The sequence below is a fragment of the Pantoea sp. 22096 genome (assembly GCF_052045955.1).
GTDB classification, from domain to species: Bacteria; Pseudomonadota; Gammaproteobacteria; order Enterobacterales; family Enterobacteriaceae; genus Pantoea; species Pantoea alfalfae.
The window spans coordinates 1,786,251-1,803,124 of the sequence record NZ_JBQEPW010000001.1; the positions used below are offsets into that span (position 1 = coordinate 1,786,251).

The following is a 16,874-nucleotide window of genomic DNA, read 5'->3' on the forward strand; positions in this document are numbered from 1 at the left end:
ATCGGGTTAACGGCTCGCTTAACGGGAACTTGAGATGAGCGGGATCACATATTTGAGAAATGTTTGATTTTTGTGAAAATTTAATTTCATAGAGTTACTATAACGTCCCCGACGGTTGCCGGGGAACAGACGAAGAGACTTGATAAGACTGGCTTACTCTTCTGAATGGACCACCTGCAGGCGCGGGCGGAAAACATGATCATTGCCTTCTGCTGTTAACAATTCTCGTAACTTTTGGCCGCCATGCTCGTCAGCCTGCGCGAACTGCCGCTCGGCTTCCGTAATCGGCGTGGACCAGAGCAGCGTCGGGCGATCGCCATCGCGTTTCGGCAGCGTGAACTGTGCTGGCGCAGGTGCCAGTTCATTCGCCAGCAGGAAGCTTTCAAAACCGACCGGTGCCACTTCTGAGGCCAGCGTGTGGCCCTCCCCCAGCCAGGTGAGTCGCGCCCATGGCAGATGCACGAACTCCGCCAGCGCGCTCGCCATCTGCACCGCGTTGCCTTCGGTCATCACTTCACCATCGACCGCCATGCCCAGCTCGATACGGCGATACTGCGGTGCCAGCTCATCGAACAGATAATCAACCTGCGGCATCGGCCTGATACTCATGCCGAGCGTCAGGAAGTACCACACGCCCTGATGCCAGTGCTGCGAGATCGCCATCGGCGGCCAGCTGCCCTGATCGATCGCGTAATATTTCACTGATTCGCCAAAACGCGCCTGATAGCAGGCCATGAGATCCTGCTGGACCCTGTCCCACTCGCTGCCGTCGTGCCATTCGCGCCAGAACTGACGCTGATGCTCCGCACGGGCATAGTAGTCATTGGTCGATGCTGAACCCAGCGGGGCCGTCAGCCGGTTCTTTTTGATGCAGCCCGCAGAGAAGCTCACCTGCTTCTCCTGATAAAGACTCCAGCCGGGGATCACCGCCAGCAGCTGGCCGTAATACCACAGCGCAGCGCCATCATCAGAAGGCTCCCACAGCACCTGCAGACCTGCCGGGTCCAGCGCGGGCTCCGCTTCCAGATTACGGCAATACTCGGCGCTGAGCAGCGGGGCGATGCCCTGCTCCATCGCCCCGCGATCTTCCTGTGCCGGTGCAGGCAGCAGGTTACGAAGCCAGCAGCCGCGCACCGCATACTGACTGCGGAACAGGTCGGTGGGCCAGATGTAAAAATAAGTGGTGCGCTCATCCTGCTCGACAATGGCGGTCAGGGTGCGCTGCTGATTGTGGACTTCAGCAATCAGGGATTTGTACGTCATAGTGCCTCGACAAAGCCTGGAGGAATCCATTTTCCCCGAGAATAGAGCAGGATCCTGGCTGCGGCTATCTGAGACAAGGGTAATAGTCTCAAAGTGTGGGCGTTGGGGGGCGTACTGAGCTTTGTAAGTGTGACCATTGTTGGCCTTAAAGGCCGGTATGAGCGAAAAGCGGACGTTGAGTGAGATTAAAGCTGTAAGAAATTACAGACCTATAGGGCGATTCAGGCTGCAATTTATGTTTATATAAATATTGAAAATCAGTATTTAAGCTTTTTTAAGGGGGATAGGTGCGCATTAGACCATCATCTCGATTGATCATTCTTTCGCCTGAAAATCATGTCCTGCTCTTTAAGTTCTGTCATAAAGATGATGCTCTAAAGGGAAAAACATACTGGGCAACGCCGGGAGGAGGGCTTGAAAAAAATGAATCTTTCGAGCAGGCCGCTATACGCGAATTATTTGAAGAAACGGGATTGAAAGAAACATTAACAGGACCAGCAGTAGCGTCCCGAACCTTCACAATGATGCTACCAAGTGGAGAGACAGTCCTTGCTGATGAGCGTTTCTTTATGATTAAGGCAAATACAGTAGATCTCGATCGTTCAGGATGGAGTAGCAATGAAAAGGAACTCATTCGCGATCATCATTGGTGGACAATACAAGAGCTAATACAAACCAATGAGACAATTTTTCCACGCGACTTAATCATTAACATACTTGAAAAAAGTCGGCCGGATCTTCGACGTTAAATGCGTCATAATATCCTGAACGTCCTTTTCTGGCACAAAGCGGACATTCATAGCCCCTTATCCCAGTCTCCCCATTCTCACCATCGCCCGATACCATGCCCCGCGCTGAATTGACCATCTCAACCCTAACGCAATCGCATTAATCTTCTGGTCAATCATCGCCTGCTGAAAGCGGCCAATCTCCGTACCGGACATTGCCTGCGCCCACGCGGGCATCAGCCCGAATCCTGACTTCAGCATGATTTTCATCACCGTTTTCGCCTGCCAGCTGGGTGCAGGGGCATTCATCAGCAATCGCGTCACTTCAGCGGTACGCTCGTCAAAGCGCAGCTCTGAACGCATCTGTTGCAGGTAATCCGCCACATCGACAACGCTTTTCGGCACCTTCTCTGCGCCCAGCGCTTCGGCAATGAGCGCCGCTTCCTGATAGTACTGATCCTGCCCGGCGCGGGTAAGCTGAGGATTTTTGTAGCGCAGATGGGCGGCCAGAAAACGGCTGGTCTCCGCCACATGCACCCAGGTCAGCAGATGCGGATCGCTGGCGGCATAGGGTTTGCCCGCGCTGTCGACGCCGCTGACTTTCAGATGAATGCGTTTCACCCTGTCGATCAGCGTCTGCGCATCCTGCGAATTACCGTAGGTAGTGACAGCGATAAACTGGCTGGTGCGGCGCAGACGGCCCATCATATCTTCGCGGAAATTGGAGTGATCCCAGACGCCCGCCAGTGCCGCCGGATGCAGCATCTGCAACAGCAGCGCGCTGATCCCGCCGCACATCATGGAGGTGAAGTCACCGTGGACGCGCCAGATCACGCTGTCCGGGCCAAACAGGCCGGGATCGCCAGGTGGTTGAGAGAGGTCAAATTCATTCATCGACAGGCCGTTAAGGCGGAATACCTGCTGCTGAATGCGATCACGCAGATTAATCATAGCGGCTCTGATAGTGGATATGACGCGGCGCGCGGTAGCAGGACGCTAACGACGCGCCGCATCACCTTCCCCTGACGTCAGGGAAAAGGCTGACGGTTATAAATAGTTGAACTGCCCATCCTCGGTACGAACGGAATCGAGTCCAATCATCACGTTGAATTTGCCGGGCTCTGCAACGTGCTGCATCTGCTGGTTCCAGAACTTCAGCGCATCCACATCAATTTTGAAGGTCACAGTTTGTGACTCGCCTGCTTTCAGCATGATGCGCTTAAAGCCACGCAGCTCCTGCACCGGACGGCTGATGGAAGCGACCGGGTCGTTGAGGTACATCTGCACCACCGTCGCGCCATCGCGTTTACCACTGTTGGTCACGGTCACGCTGGCTTCGATGCTGCCGTTACGCGGCATGGTCGGGGAAGACATTTTTACCGGCGACACGGTGAAGCTGGTGTAGCTCAGGCCGTAACCAAACGGATAGAGCGGGCCGTTAACCGCATCATAGTAGTGCGAGGTGTACTTGTTCGGCTTCGCAAAGTTGTAAGGACGACCGGTTGGCAGATGGTTGTAGTAGATCGGAATCTGACCCACTGAACGCGGGAAGGAAACCGGCAGTTTGCCCGACGGGTTGTAGTCACCGAACAGCACATCGGCGATGGCGTTACCACCTTCGGTGCCGCTGAACCAGGTTTCCAGCACCGCATCAGCCATGCGATCTTCATTTACTATCGACAGCGGGCGCCCGTTCATCAGGACAATCACCAGCGGCTTACCGGTGGCTTTCAGTGCCGCGAGCAGCTTCTGCTGGCTCGGTGGGATTACCAGGTCGCTGCGGCTGGAGGCTTCGTGCGCCATCCCCTGCGCTTCGCCCACGGCGGCAACCACCACATCGGCCTGCTTCGCTTTGGCAACCGCGTCATCGATCATCTGCTGCGGTGAACGCGTATCCACGGAAACCGCCTGCTCATAGAGGTTCAGGAAGTCCTGAATCCCTTTGTTGTCGCTGACGTTAGCGCCCTTCTCATAAAGCAGCGTCGCTTTGCCTTCGGTGGCAGTGCGCATGCCCTGCAACAGCGAAACGGATTGCTTCGCCACGCCTGCGGCGGACCAGCTGCCCATGATGTCGCGCTGACTGTCTGCCAGCGGACCAATCAGCGCAATGGTGCCCGATTTTTTCAGCGGCAGCGTTTCCAAACGGTTTTTCAGCAGTACGATGCTTTTACGCGCCACATCGCGCGCTTCAGCGCGATGCAGACGGCTTTCCGCATTGGTGTCCTGCGGGTCGCTTTCTTTCGGACCTAAATGGCTGTAGGGATCGTTAAACAGGCCCATGTCATATTTGACGTTAAGCACATGGCGCGCCGCGTCATCAATTTCAGCCATCGTGACCTCACCGCTCTTCACCAGATCCGGCAGATACTTACTGTAATATTCGTCGCTCATGCTCATATCCACGCCCGACTTCAGGGCGATGCGTACCGCTTCCTGCGGATCGCTGGCGACGCCATGCTTGATCAGCTCTTTGATTGCGCCGTGGTCGCTGATGGTGATGCCTTTGAATTTCCACTTATCGCGCAGCAGATCTTTCAGCAGCCAGCTGTCCGCCGTAGCGGGGACGCCATTAATCGAGTTCAGCGCCACCATCACGCCGCCGCTGCCTGCATCCAGTGAGGCCTTATATGGTGGCAGATAGTCCTGGAACATGCGCTGCGGGCTCATGTCTACGGTGTTGTAATCGCGTCCACCCTCAACGGCGCCATAGAGCGCAAAGTGTTTCACGCTGGTCATCACGCTATAGCGATCGGCGGCACTTTTGCCCTGCATCGCCTGAACCATGCTGCGACCCATTTCGCTGGTGAGATACGTATCCTCACCGAAGCCTTCGGAACCACGACCCCAGCGCGGTTCACGGCTGACATCGACCATCGGTGCCCATGTCATATTCAGACCGTCGTCGGCCGCTTCATAGGCGGATACGCGCCCTACTTCTTTAACGGCATCCAGATCCCAGCTTGATGCCAGGGCCAGAGGAATCGGGAAAATAGTGCGCTGACCGTGAATCACGTCGAAGGCGAAAAACAGGGGGATCTTGAGGCGGCTAAGCTGCATCGCCTGATCCTGCATCGCGCGGATATCCTGACGCGTGACAGTGTTAAAAATCGCGCCAACCTGACTCTTCTGAATCATGTCGCGAATGGCTTCTTTCGGATTATCAGGTCCGACGCTGATTAAACGCAGCTGGCCAATCTTCTCGTCCAGCGTCATTTTTTTAAGCAGCTGGTTAACGAAGGCATCTCGCGCCTGTTCGGTCATCGGGTGGTTACCAGGCACTGTCTCAGCCAGTGCGGGTTGCATCGCAAGGGAGACAGCGAGACTAACAGAGTAAATCCATTTCATCAGGTTGGGTTCTCTTAAGTAACTGCGCAATATCGAATAAACAGGCGGCAGTGTGCCACAAGATGAGAATAGCAGGTAGCGGCCAGAGTCACACTGCGTTGAGGTCAGTTGACGTGCTACAGTTAGGACGCACTGATAAGACAAGGGAATTGCTCATGATACAAACCTCTGCCCTGCTTTCTGACCTGCGCCGCCTGGTCGGCCCTGCCCATCTGCTGACAGAACCTGAACAGACTGCCCGCTATCGCAAAGGCTTTCGCTCCGGCGAAGGTGAGGCGCTGGCCGTGGCGTTTCCCGGTACGCTGCTGGAACTCTGGCGGGTATTGCAAACGTTGGTGAAAGCGGATGTCATCATCCTGATGCAGGCGGCGAATACCGGCCTGACCGAAGGTTCAACGCCGCATGGCGACGATTACGACCGTCCGCTGGTGATTGTCAGTACCCTGCGGCTGGATAAGCTTCAGCTGATCGACAACGGCCAGCAGGTGCTGGCATTCCCCGGCAGCACACTCTATCAGCTGGAAAAAGCACTGAAGCCGCTGGGGCGTGAACCCCACTCGGTGATCGGCTCCTCATGCATTGGGGCTTCGGTGCTGGGTGGCATCTGTAATAACTCCGGCGGATCGCTGATTAAGCGCGGTCCGGCCTACAGTGAGATGGCCCTGTATGCGCAGATTGATGCACAGGGAAGACTGAAGCTGGTGAACCATCTGGGTATCGATCTGGGGACCTCACCGGAAGAGATTCTGGGACGGCTGGATGACGACCGCTGGCAACCCAAAGATGTGCAGCACGATGGCCGTCACGCCTCCGATCATGAATATGCCGATCGCGTCCGTGAAGTCGATGCGGATACGCCCGCCCGTTATAACGCCGATGCGCGTCGCCTGTTTGAAGCGTCCGGCTGTGCCGGGAAACTGGCGGTCTTCGCCGTGCGACTGGATACTTTCGCCAGCGAACCGCAGCAGCAGGTATTTTACATCGGCACCAATGAACCCGGTGTGCTTAACGATATCCGCCGTCACATCCTGGCGCATTTCACCCATCTGCCGGTGGCGGGCGAATATATGCACCGCGACATTTATGACATTGCGGAAGTCTACGGCAAAGATACCTTCCTGATGATCGACAAGCTGGGCACCGATAAGATGCCGCTGTTTTTCACGCTGAAGGGTCGGATTGATGCCTGGCTGAGCAAGCTCTCCTTCGTTAAACCGCACTTCAGCGACCGGCTGTTGCAGCGCCTGAGCAAACTGTTCCCGGCGCATCTGCCCAAACGCATGAAGCAGTATCGTGACAAGTATGAACATCATCTGATGCTGAAGATGTCGGGCGATGGCGTGGCAGAGGCGCGTAACTATCTGCGCGACTACTTTCGTGAAGGCGGTGGTGAGTTCTTTGAGTGTGAAGGTAAAGAAGGTGCGCACGCGTTTCTGCATCGCTTTGCGGCAGCGGGTGCGGCCGTGCGCTACCACGCAGTCCATGCAGATGAGGTCGAGGATATTCTGGCGCTGGACATCGCGCTGCGTCGCAACGATGCGGACTGGTTTGAAACCCTGCCCGATGCGATTCGCGCATCATTAAGCCACCGCCTCTACTATGGTCACTTCTTCTGTCACGTCTTCCATCAGGATTACATCGTCAGAAAAGGGGTGGATGTGCACGCGCTGAAAACGCAGATGCTGGAGATCCTGCAGGCGCGCGGCGCAGAATATCCCGCTGAACATAACGTCGGTCATCTCTATCAGGCCAAACCGCAACTGGCGGCGTTCTATCGCCAGCTCGATCCGACCAATAGCTTTAATCCTGGCATTGGCAAAACCAGCAAGCAAAAAGGCTGGGCGGTGAAGCAGGTTTAAGCGCGTTATGGGTCAGCCTGTCTGAGCAGGCTGACCGTCATACGACGCAGCCATCCACTCACTTCCTGGAATTGCCTGCCGTATTATCTCTGCTGATGACTCACATCTTCATCAAAAAATTAATTCTCCTTCCCAGATTGCACCTGCTTTATTTACTGTCATCGGTTTCTGCGCAACACCTCACAAAATACCCCGCCACCAATTGATAATTCGCGTCGCGAAAAATAGATTGTCGCCACTAAAACTAAAAGCTGTTTAATGACCTTTATTTTCTTCAGGGAGGAAGAGTCATGCGGAAAAATAATTACGCTTTAGCGTTAATGGAAATAGCCACTGTGATAATAGCCCTGTCAGCAATAATTTCATCTCCCGCTTATGCGGCCGGATTTATTGATGACGCATCGCTAAAAGGTAATGTTTTTTACTGGCAGCGGCAGCGGGATCGCAGAGACACCGATCCCGCCAGTGACTCTCAGGGACAGTATCGGGCTAATTTACATCACGCCTCGCTCAACAGTAATCTCGACTTCCAGTCAGGTTACGCCGGGGAGTGGATGGGTCTGGACTTGGCCGTTTTTGGCGCTGCTGAACTCGCCAACAGCGGCCCCGCCGCTCCTAATGAAATTGGCTTCAGTAAGGCACGTACCCGCTGGGATGAAAAGTGGAATGGCGACAGCGGCGGCGCTTCGGTTTATAAAGCCGCGCTTAAATTAAAATATAACGAATACTGGTTACGCGCCGGTTATATTCAGCCCACCGGCCAGACAATCCTTGCGCCGCACTGGAGTTTCTTACCCGGCACCTATCGCGGCGTCGAAGTGGGTGCGCTATATGATTTCCAGGAAGCCGGAGCATTATCATTCTCGTGGATGTGGAGTGATAAATATAAGGCGCCCTGGTATCGTGATTTATATGATTTCCGACAGGCTGATGGCAAAACGCATATCAGCTATCTGCACTCATTCGGCATGAAATATGACTTCAAGAATAATCTGGTCCTTGAAGGGGCATTCGGTCAGGCGGCGGATTATATGGATCAATATTTTGCCAAAGCCTCCTGGTCGGCCACACCGTATGGCAATGCACTCTCCACCAGCTATCAGTTTTACGGCGCACACGACAACGTGCAGGGCGGTGCCGCTAACCCCCGCGATGTCTATGATGGCCTCGCCTGGCTACAGGCAATCACGATCGGTTATAACGTCGGCCCGGTGGATCTGCGCCTCGAAGGCAGCTGGGTCAAAGCAGAGGGCAATCAGGGCTTCTTCCTGCAGCGCATGACGCCGGGCTATGCCAGCTCCAATGGCCGACTGGATATCTGGTGGGATGCCCGTTCCGACTGGAACGCCAATGGCGAAAAAGCGGTCTTTGCCGGTGCGATGCTCGACTTAACGCCGTGGCAACTGGCGGGCTGGAAAGTGGGCGCATCATACGTCTGGGGCTGGGATGCCAGACCCGCCACCCTGCCCACCGTTGACCAGAGCCAGCGGCTGAAAGAGTCCGCCTGGAACCTTGATCTGATCTATCAAATCCAGCAGGGCCGCGCCAAAGATACCCTGTTTAAACTGCATTACACCCGCTACGACAACCACAGCAATCTGCCCAGTTACAGCGGCGGTTACGGCAACATTTTTCAGGACGAAAAGGACATCAAATTTATGGTTATCGTGCCGTTTACCCTGTTCTGACGCCCTGCAGACTCCCGGATATCTCTTCAGCAGCAAGGATGAATCAATATGTTTAAGTTAAGCCTTATCGCGCTCACTCTGCTGGGCGCTGCAGCCTCAGGCCACGCCAGCTCGTCAGCGCAGCAGGTGGTGAACCAAATCAGCCAGTCTGGCATCACTTATCAGGTGAATGACAACCAGGCCGCTCTGAATGGCACCGACTGCGCCGCGCTGGGTGCCGACTATGCCGCCTGCAATCGCGCGACCATTACCCTGACCAATAACGGCCCGGCACTGACCGACAAACACTGGGCCATCTACATGAGCAACGTTCACCAGACGCTGCGGGTCGAAAACGATCAGTTTAAAATGACCCACCTGGTTGGCGACTTAACCCGACTGGAGCCGACGGACAAGTTTACCGGCATTGGTGCAGGTGAGTCGGTGCAGATTCCCATCGTTAATGAATACTGGCAGCTGTTTGTCACTGATGTGATGCCGCGCTGGTATGTCACGTCCGGGCAGGCAACGCCCAAAATTATTGCCAGCACCGACCATGAAGACCCCAGCCAGTTTATGTTGCCGCTGGGTGATCACTGGCGACGCAGTGCCGATGACCACAATGTCCTGATGCAGCCCGTCAGCCGGTTTGATAAAAACAGCGATGTTGCTGCCCTGCCCGTCTCTGCGCTGCGCGGTCAAATCACACCCACGCCGCTTGAGATGAAGCTCCGCCCGCAGGATGCCGATCTCAGCCGCGGCGTCAGGCTGATGCTTACCGGGCTGACACCTGAAACCGGTGAAGCGGTAAAACAGCGCCTGACCCTGCTCGGCCTGAAAGAAGCGCCAGATGGATTCGCCATCACGACACAGATCAAGCCGGACCACTTCAGCGGCATAACGGCAAAATCGGGCGCATACAATCTGGATATCACGCCCCGCCGCGCCATTGTGGTGGCCTACGATGCTGCCGGGGCTTTCTACGGTCTGATGTCGATTCTCTCACTGGTACCTGGCGAAGGTGCGGCGCGTATCGCCGCGCTGGAAGCCCATGATGCGCCGCGCTTTGCTTATCGCGGCGCGTTTCTTGATGTTGCCCGTAACTTTCATAGTAAGCAGGCGGTGATGCGGCTGCTTGATCAGATGGCGGCGTGGAAGATGAACCGCTTTCACTTTCACCTGAGTGACGATGAGGGCTGGCGGATTGAAATTCCTGGCTTACCGGAACTGACTGACGTGGGCGCTAAACGCTGTCATGACCTGACCGAACAGCGTTGTCTGCTGCCGCAGCTCGGTTCCGGTCCGTTCAGCGATAACAACGGTAGCGGCTACTTCAGTCGTGCTGACTACATCGACATTGTGAAATATGCGCAGGCGCGCCACATTCAGGTGATCCCGGAAATTGATATGCCCGCCCACGCCCGTGCGGCGGTCATCTCAATGGAAGCGCGCTATCAGCGGCTGATGAAAGCGGGAGACGCTGAACAGGCCAGCGCGTACCGCCTGATCGATCCCACCGACGACTCCAATACCACCTCGGTGCAGCTCTACGACCGCACCAGCTATCTCAATCCCTGCATTGCGGGTTCTCAGCGCTTTGTCGACAAGGTGATCGGTGAGGTTCAGGCGATGCATCAGGAAGCGGGACAGCCATTAAGCACCTGGCATTTCGGCGGGGATGAAGCGAAGAATATCCGCCTGGGTGCAGGCTACTCTGACAAAAATAACCCTAAACCAGGTACCGGCCTGCGCGACTGGCGTAACGAAGATCTGCCGTGGGCGAAATCGCAGGCGTGCCAGGCGCTGGTGAAGAGCGGCAAAGTGGAAGATCTGGCGCACCTGCCGAGCTATTTCGCCCTGTCCGTCAGTGAAATTGTTAACCGCCACGGCATTGGCAAAATGCAGGCGTGGCAGGATGGTTTAAAAGATGCCAGAAATGCCGCAGCCTTCGCTACCCCGCGCGTTGCGGTCAACTTCTGGGATACCCTCTACTGGGGCGGTTTTGACAGTGCCCCCGACTGGTCACAGAAAGGATACGATGTCGTGATCTCCAGTCCTGACTACCTCTATCTGGACTTCCCGTATGAGGTGAACCCGCTGGAGCGCGGCTACTACTGGGGCACACGTTTCAACGACGAGCGTAAAATCTTTGGCTTTGCACCGGACAACCTGCCGCAGAATGCGGAGACCTCGGTGGATCGCGACGGCAATTTTTTCAGCGCCAAATCAGAGAAGCCGTGGAGTGGTGCTTATGGCATGTCGGCCCAGCTGTGGAGTGAAACCGTGCGTACTGACGCCCAGATGGAGCACATGATCTATCCGCGCCTGTTTGCGGTCGCGGAACGAAGCTGGCACCGCGCCAGCTGGGAGCGGGATTACCAGCCAGGTCAGGAATACACGGGAGGCAAAACCCATCTCGTCGATCAGCAGGCACGCCTGCATGACTGGCAGCGATTTGCCAACCTGCTGGGACAACGGGAACTGGCGAAGCTGGATAAAGCGGGTATCGATTATCGCCTGCCGGTGCCGGGAGCAAAAATCGTAGATGGCATCCTGTCGATGAATGTCGCCTTGCCCGGCGTGATGCTGGAGTACAGCCTGGACAAAGGGGCTAACTGGCAGCGCTACGATGCTAACAGACCGCCGCAGATCAGCGGTGCCGTGACAATCCGCTCCGTCAGCCGTGACGGCCAGCGCACCAGTCGCGTGGAAACGTTGTAGTAAGCGGGATTAAGCATGAGCTGAGAAGCCAGCGTTGTGAATATAAAAAAGGCCGACAGATGTCGGCCCTTTCACACCTAAACCAGCTTCTCTTCCGGTACCGGCGCCACACCCGCCATCTGCTGACGGCGCTCAATAATCATGGTTTGCGGTGTCGAGAGCAGGATGCCCTCTTTACGCAGACGCGTCAGAATATCAAACAGCAGGTCGCTCTTCGCGCCTGAGATCTGGCGCTGACCCGCCACGTTACCCGTGACGCTCAGCACAATCCCCTGCTGGGTCAGATCTTTAAACGAAACAGACGGCTCCGGCGTCTCCAGAATGCGCTCATTCTCGTTGTAAACCTCCAGCAGAATATCGCGCACCTTCACCGGATCGATATCGAGGGGGAAAGTCAGCGTAATCGTCACCACCCCCTGCGCATTGCCCATGGTCGCATTGCGCACGTTCTGCGAAATAAACTGTGAGTTAGGCACAATCACCGTGGACTTGTCGCCCAGCTGGATCTCGGTGGCACGCACGTTAATGCGGCGGATGTCCCCTTCGATGCCGCTGATACTCACCAGATCGCCGACTTTAACCGGACGCTCGGTTAACAGAATCAGCCCCGAGATAAAGTTCTTCACGATCTCCTGTAAGCCAAAACCGATACCAACCGACAGCGCACTGACGATCCACGCCAGCTTGTTCCACTGCAGACCCATGATCGACAGGGTAAGCAGGATAATCAGCACGTAACCGATGTTGCTGAACAGCGTCACCAGCGACACCCGCATTCCCACATCCATGGTGGTTTTTGGCAGGAAATCGGTGTCGAGCCAGCGACGCACCGAGCGCAGCACATAGATTCCGACAATCAGGCAGATTATCGCATTCACCATGTGCGCCGGTACGATGTTCAGGGATTCGAGTCCTTTACCGCCCCAGAACTCGATCACTTTTTGCAGCAGCTCAATCGGCGTTGAGGAGGCAAAGGTGCCGTTGACCAGCGCCAGCGCGACAATCAGCACCAGGAACGTTTTACCAATGGCCGCCAGCAGCGTGGCCGTCTGCTGCAGGTGACGCTCATTAATGTTAAGCGAACTCTGGATGCGACGACCGGTAGCGTTACTGGTTGAGAAGAGACTCTCACAGCCATCTTTCAGCAGATGACTGAGGAAGTAGAACGAGCCAAACAGCAGGCCGCACCAGATCACTTCATAACTCAGGAAGCGCGCCAGCGTGACGTAACCGATGAGCAGCGACACCAGAATGGCGATCCCGGTCAGCGTCAGGCCCATCTGGATCAGTCCGACCAGCGTAGAACGTGCCTCCGGTGGTGTACCCGCCTGAGTCATACGGCGACGAACGCGGTTGGTACGCATGCTGATCGCCAGCGCGGTGCTGCCGATCAGCAGGGCCGTCAGCCCGTTGGCAAAAATGGTGGTATTCAGGCTGGTGCCGACGCTGTAGTTAAACGCCTCGACCGTCTGGAAGATAAAGACCAGCACGGCGGTAATCGGTGGAAACGGTTTTAACGCCATCGCCACTTCATTGGAGATGGTCGGTAAACGCCAGCTGGGGCGACGGGTAGAGAGGAAAGCGCGTCCCAGTCCGGCAATCAGGCCACAAAAGACACTGAGCCGAACCAGTTGATCCACAAAGTCCTGAACGTTTTCAGAAACCTCATCACGGCGGGTAAAGGCCAGGGCGATGAAGTTAAAGGTGAGGACGACAGCCACCAGGGTGGTCAGGGCTATCGCTGCCGCCAGGAAACTGCGGCGCAGCTTACCTTCCGGCAGTTTGTGAATGCTGATCCAGGCCAGAAACTCTTCGCTGTAACGACGGCCAGCCGTCATCACCAGCAGCGCCGCCAGCAGCCAGAAGACACTGCCGACGCGCCAGCCCGGCTCCCAGGAAAGCGCTGCGGTGTCCTGCAACTCCTGCAGGAACTCACCAATTTTCTCGCCATCCAGATCCTGTGTGCTGAGCAACGGTGACCAGAAGCGCGCCCCGAGAATGCTGCCGGAGTTCAGCGCCAGCTGGCTTTTCAGCTGATCGCGACGCAGGTTAACAATCTGCGAGGAGAGCATCAGTGCGCCATTTTTAATGCCTTCAGCCTGCTTAATCTGGTCGTCGAGTTTGCTTTTCTGACTCTCCAGCGTGTTACGCTTGCGCGTCACCTCCGGCGTCTCTTTGACGCCGCTGTCCGCTTTCGGGGCCGGACCCAGCACCTGCAACTGGGCTTCCAGTTGCTGGCGATCGGGAACCAGCGCCTGACCCAGCGTATCGGCATTGCCGGAGAGCTCCAGCGCCATTTCATTCAGCTGCGTCAGCTTGTTTTCGCCAGCATCGACAGAAACCTGACTTTTAATTTTGTCGAGGATCTTCTGCATTTTCGGCAGTTCAACCGCGGCATTCAGCTTCGGCGGGGCATCCTGTTCCTGAGCAGCACCGGCCGCATCATCTGCGGCCAGCGCCAGCGCCGGGGCAAACCCTACCAGCGCCAGCATTAACAATGCAAAAAGGGATCGTATAAACATATGTGTAAGATTCCGGCAGCTTAATTCAGGCGATCGTCCCTCGCCAGTCGCGCGTAAGTGTAGGGCTTTGCAAGGGATGGCAATATAGGAATAACGGGCATTTTTCGGGCTGATTCGGGACAGGCAGCGGCGTAAACATCGCTGTACGCCTCTGCCTGCTTCTTCCCGGCGACCTGCTCAGCCTGCAGGTCATGCCAGTGCGCGCCGTGCGCGACACCCGCTATTCTCTACTCAACGTCGGCACTGCTGGCACCATTGCTGGCAACCTGGCCCGACTTCTGCTTTTTATACGCCAGTGCAGCAGCGGGGACTGGCGCGGCTTTGCCGGTCTCAATCCAGCTGCGCAGACGGTTAGCGTCGGCGAAGTGGGTATATTTGCCAAAGGCATCCAGCACCACCAGCGCCACCGGACGATTGTTAATCATCGTGCGCATCACCAGGCAATGGCCCGCCTCGTCGGTATAACCGGTTTTGGTCAGCTGAATATGCCAGTCGTTTTTATAGACCAGATGGTTGGTATTGCGGAACGGCAGCGCATAGTTCGGATGGGCAAACACCGCCGTCTCTTCTTTTGTGGTGCTGAGCGCGCCAAGCATCGGATATTCCCGCGTCGCTTTGAGTAACTTCACCAGATCCTGTGCGCTGGAGACGTTCTGCGTTGAGAGGCCGGTTGGCTCTACATAGCGGGTCTGTTTCATGCCAAGTGACCGCGCTTTGGCATTCATTGCCTGGATAAAGGCGCGATAACCGCCCGGATAGGCGTGCGCCAGGCTGGCGGCGGCACGGTTTTCTGAAGACATCAGCGCCAGTAACATCATATTGCGTCGGCTGATCTGGCTGTTGAGCTTCACGCGCGAGAAAACGCCACGCATTTCCGGCGTCTGGCTGACATCGACGTTAATCATCTCGTTCATCGGCAGATGCGCATCCAGCACCACCATCGCGGTCATCAGCTTGGTGATGGACGCAATCGGCCTGACCCGATCCGGGTGGCTGGAGAAGAGCACTTTATTAGTGGTGAGGTCGACAATCATCGCACTGCCAGAAGCGATCTGCGGCTGAGCAATAGGCGCAAGTTGCGACAGCGAAGTCGTCGCCTGCGCCGGAAGTGAAACAATCTGCCCGGAAACGAGCAGCGCCAGCGAAAGCAGGGTGGAGCGAATTTTTGCAGGCATCGTAGAAAAAAACCCGGTTATGATTGTGTACTGTGTCGGACCGACACAGGCCGCCCGCTTCATTCACGTCGGCGCGCGGGCTGGCAGCAGCATCATACGCTTAAGGTTAAGAAATTTCCTGGTGAGATTGTTTCCGGGCGTAAAAAGAGAACTGCCGCCAGAGCGGCGGCAGTGGTCAGTCAGAACAGATGCGGTCCATATCCCCACAGCACCACGGTCAATGCCAGTAACACTTCAAAAACCAGCACGCCGATGGCAAGTGTAGAGCCGGAAAACCGCAGACTCTCTTCGCGATCGATATTCAGAAACAGCGGAATGCCAATATAGAGCAGATAGCCGGTGTAGAGCAGCGCCACAGCGGCGGCCAGCACGCAGAGCCAGACCAGCGGATAGAGTGCCACCAGCCCGCTGAGAAACAGTGGCGTCGCCACGTATCCCGCAAACACGGTGCAGCGCTGGACGCCAGGACGCTGCGGAAAATCACGCGCCATCCAGTGGATCACGCGTCCCATAACCGCGACACCGCCCAGAATAATCAGATAGAACAGAATGCCCAGCCCGATCCCGGTTGCCAGGTTAAGTTGCACATATTGCCCCTCGCCCAGATTCCAGCCCAGCTGAGTTGTACCGATAAAGGCGCAGATCACCGGAATCGCCGCCATCAACAGAACATGGTGGGTGTAATGGTGCGATACGCTCTCATTCTCTTGCTTGATATGACGCATTTCCTGATTCGGATGCGCCAGCAGACCCCAGACATGATTCATAGATTCAATCCTCTGATGCAGTGGGCTGCCCGATGATGCATCCGTCTTTAGGGGCAGCGTCTTCTCAAGTATAAACGGCAGTGAAATTTTCGTGGTGACCGGACAAAAAAACAGCATAAATAAACGGCCCCATGAGGCATGAGCGGAAGCAAAGCTAAATCGCGTATAGACTTGAAGAAACAGTCACTGAACAGGGAGGGTCATTTTGCATCTGGATATCAACGCATTAATTACGCAGTACGGTTACCTGGCACTTTTTATTGGCTGTATCGCCGAGGGGGAAACATTTACGTTGCTGGGCGGTGTTGCCGCGCATGAGGGGCTGCTGCATTACGTGGGAGTGGTGCTGGCCGCGATGGGCGGCGGCATTGTTGGCGATCAACTGCTCTACTGGATCGGTCGCCGCTGGGGCACGCGGATCCTGCACCGCTTTAAAAAGCATCAGGACAAAGTGGTCAAGGCAAACCGCCTGATTAAACGCCGCCCCAGCCTGTTCGTGATTGGCGTGCGCTTTATGTATGGCTTCCGGCTGATTGGTCCCATCATCATCGGTGCCAGCCGCCTCAACCCGATGAAATTTTTTATTCTCAACGTCATCGGGGCGGCTATCTGGTCGCTGATCTTTGTGACGCTGGGCTATTTCGCGGGCGGCATCATCGCACCGTGGCTGCATAAACTCGATCAGCATCTGAAACATCTGCTGTGGCTGGTCGGCGCGGTCGTCTTCGCCTTTGTGCTGCGCTGGGTGATCCGCCGCTGGCACAACCGCCGGGCCGATCAGCAATAAATGAACGGCGTATTCACCAGATAACACACCGGTCGTCAGA

11 protein-coding genes are annotated in these 16,874 nt (G+C 56.0%); 5 read left to right on the forward strand and 6 right to left on the reverse strand.

Annotation, left to right across the window (positions count from 1 at the left end):
• Positions 1 to 153 precede the first annotated feature (153 nt).
• A complete protein-coding gene (locus ACTJKZ_RS08355) occupies positions 154 to 1,263 on the reverse strand; it encodes a suppressor of fused domain protein (RefSeq protein WP_440829444.1) in 1,110 nt (369 codons plus the stop codon).
• A 287-nt stretch (positions 1,264 to 1,550) separates the two neighbouring features.
• Here ACTJKZ_RS08355 and ACTJKZ_RS08360 point away from each other — a divergent pair, with 287 nt between their 5' ends.
• Positions 1,551 to 2,012, forward strand: coding sequence for an NUDIX hydrolase (locus ACTJKZ_RS08360; protein ID WP_161736776.1), 462 nt, complete (start codon positions 1,551 to 1,553; stop codon positions 2,010 to 2,012).
• Positions 2,013 to 2,069: 57 nt separating this feature from the next.
• On the opposite strand, the gene ACTJKZ_RS08365 is transcribed toward ACTJKZ_RS08360, so the two are convergent.
• Positions 2,070 to 2,942, reverse strand: a complete 873-nt coding sequence (locus tag ACTJKZ_RS08365) for an oxygenase MpaB family protein (RefSeq protein WP_440829445.1) — start codon at positions 2,940 to 2,942, stop codon at positions 2,070 to 2,072.
• A gap of 96 nt (positions 2,943 to 3,038) precedes the next feature.
• Complete coding sequence (gene bglX, locus ACTJKZ_RS08370; protein ID WP_161736774.1) at positions 3,039 to 5,336, reverse strand: beta-glucosidase BglX; 2,298 nt, start codon at positions 5,334 to 5,336, stop codon at positions 3,039 to 3,041.
• A gap of 155 nt (positions 5,337 to 5,491) precedes the next feature.
• On the opposite strand from bglX, the gene dld reads away from it, so the two are divergent.
• The 3 genes from dld (at position 5,492) to ACTJKZ_RS08385 (ending at position 11,583) form a co-directional block, all read left to right on the forward strand.
• Positions 5,492 to 7,195 carry a D-lactate dehydrogenase gene (gene dld / locus ACTJKZ_RS08375; RefSeq protein WP_161736773.1) on the forward strand — a complete coding sequence of 568 codons (1,704 nt, stop codon included), beginning with the start codon at positions 5,492 to 5,494 and terminating at the stop codon, positions 7,193 to 7,195.
• A 320-nt stretch (positions 7,196 to 7,515) separates the two neighbouring features.
• Positions 7,516 to 8,883, forward strand: coding sequence for a chitoporin ChiP (chiP, locus tag ACTJKZ_RS08380; protein ID WP_285088440.1), 1,368 nt, complete (start codon positions 7,516 to 7,518; stop codon positions 8,881 to 8,883).
• Between the two features lie 48 nt (positions 8,884 to 8,931).
• A complete protein-coding gene (locus ACTJKZ_RS08385) occupies positions 8,932 to 11,583 on the forward strand; it encodes a beta-N-acetylhexosaminidase (RefSeq protein WP_440829446.1) in 2,652 nt (883 codons plus the stop codon).
• 77 nt (positions 11,584 to 11,660) lie between these two features.
• Here ACTJKZ_RS08385 and ACTJKZ_RS08390 read toward each other — a convergent pair whose 3' ends face one another.
• The 3 genes from ACTJKZ_RS08390 to ACTJKZ_RS08400 form a co-directional block, all read right to left on the reverse strand.
• A complete protein-coding gene (locus tag ACTJKZ_RS08390; RefSeq protein WP_253421382.1) occupies positions 11,661 to 14,105 on the reverse strand; it encodes a DUF3772 domain-containing protein in 2,445 nt (814 codons plus the stop codon).
• Positions 14,106 to 14,332: 227 nt separating this feature from the next.
• Positions 14,333 to 15,280 carry a D-alanyl-D-alanine endopeptidase gene (gene pbpG / locus ACTJKZ_RS08395; protein ID WP_161736214.1) on the reverse strand — a complete coding sequence of 316 codons (948 nt, stop codon included), beginning with the start codon at positions 15,278 to 15,280 and terminating at the stop codon, positions 14,333 to 14,335.
• A gap of 179 nt (positions 15,281 to 15,459) precedes the next feature.
• On the reverse strand, positions 15,460 to 16,047 hold the full coding sequence (locus ACTJKZ_RS08400) for a Yip1 family protein (RefSeq protein WP_161736215.1): 588 nt from the start codon (positions 16,045 to 16,047) through the stop codon (positions 15,460 to 15,462).
• Between the two features lie 205 nt (positions 16,048 to 16,252).
• Between ACTJKZ_RS08400 and ACTJKZ_RS08405 the strand changes: the two genes are divergently transcribed.
• Positions 16,253 to 16,834, forward strand: coding sequence for a DedA family protein (locus ACTJKZ_RS08405; RefSeq protein ID WP_161736216.1), 582 nt, complete (start codon positions 16,253 to 16,255; stop codon positions 16,832 to 16,834).
• The last annotated feature ends 40 nt before the right edge of the window (positions 16,835 to 16,874 follow it).